This is a genomic window from Lactobacillus equicursoris DSM 19284 = JCM 14600 = CIP 110162 (assembly GCF_001434815.1).
GTDB lineage: Bacteria > Bacillota > Bacilli > Lactobacillales > Lactobacillaceae > Lactobacillus > Lactobacillus equicursoris.
In genome coordinates this window covers 1-520 of sequence record NZ_AZDU01000135.1, presented here as the reverse complement: position 1 = coordinate 520, position 520 = coordinate 1, and the positions used below count along the sequence as shown (strand labels likewise).

Here is a 520-nt window from a genome sequence, read left to right as displayed (position 1 = left end):
CCAGTCACTTTCAAGTGCGTGCGACGGTTTTTTCGGCACCAGATCCATGGAAAGTAATGACGGACAAGGAACGGCTTTGGGCATTAGCGCATCCTGATCTTTTGACCAATTATCGGCATCAGGGCGATCCATTTTCTGGTGGGGCTTCAACAGTGGTTGGGGTTAACGGGTTTACCGGTACAACTGTGTGGAGTGAGACAACCGCTAATGGACCCACCAAGGATATTGATACGCACATGTTATCGTCGTTTAAGTTTGATCATCAAGGCAGAACGAAGGTCCTTCGTCGTCAAATGGCATCAGATACAGCTTTAATGGAAAAGAAGCAATCTGCGATTAAACAATTGGCTAAGTCGTTTAAATCATCCGGAGGTCAATTCACACTTGCTGAAAAAATTGCGGTCGATGCCGTCGAAGCAGCTTCGATTTCCGATAGTCTGACTCGAATTGCGATTGATGGTATTAGTGGCATTATCCAGCATTACAATGCGGTGATTGACGAATTTGAACCACTATGGCA

General features: G+C 45.8%; 1 protein-coding gene. It reads left to right on the top strand.

The genetic code is table 11. The annotated features are described in order from the left end of the window. Window positions 1-56: 56 nt before the first annotated feature. Window positions 57-520: hypothetical protein (locus FC20_RS09710; protein WP_156402982.1), on the top strand; the 464-nt coding region annotated here is incomplete at its 3' end.